This window comes from uncultured Polaribacter sp., assembly GCF_947501385.1.
Taxonomy (GTDB): Bacteria; Bacteroidota; Bacteroidia; order Flavobacteriales; family Flavobacteriaceae; genus Polaribacter.
This window is the reverse complement of record NZ_CANMVP010000087.1, coordinates 1-383: the sequence shown is the minus strand read 5'-3', so window position 1 is coordinate 383 and position 383 is coordinate 1. Positions and strand designations below refer to the sequence as shown.

Genomic DNA, 383 nt, shown 5'->3' with positions numbered 1-383 from the left:
ATGCTCTACGGCTGTGGACTGCGAAGTTATGAACTCTGCAATCTGTTACAATCTGATGTAGATTTTGATCGTAAAACAGTGTTTATAAAAAAGGGAAAAGGAAAAGTAGACCGTTATTTACCTTTAAGCTCTCACCTTATTCGAGGTCTAAAAATCTATTTTGAAACAGCACATCCTATAAAATATGTTTTTAATAGTCAGGTCTCAAAATATGGATCAGGGCAACCGCTCACCACCCGAGCCATTCAATGGCTTGTTAAAGAATGTCGTTCTAAAGTGGGCACTAAAAAGAACTTTACAGCCCATACACTTCGGCATTCTTATGCCACACATTTGCTTGAAGACGGCTTGAATATTATGAGTCTCAAGGAACTCTTAGGTCA

Annotated in this window: 1 protein-coding gene; it reads left to right on the top strand. The window is 38.4% G+C overall.

Translation table 11 applies throughout. From position 1 onward, the window contains the following. Nucleotides 1–383, top strand: a 383-nt coding sequence (locus tag Q0998_RS19300; protein ID WP_299673100.1) for a tyrosine-type recombinase/integrase, incomplete at both ends; no start/stop codon positions are given.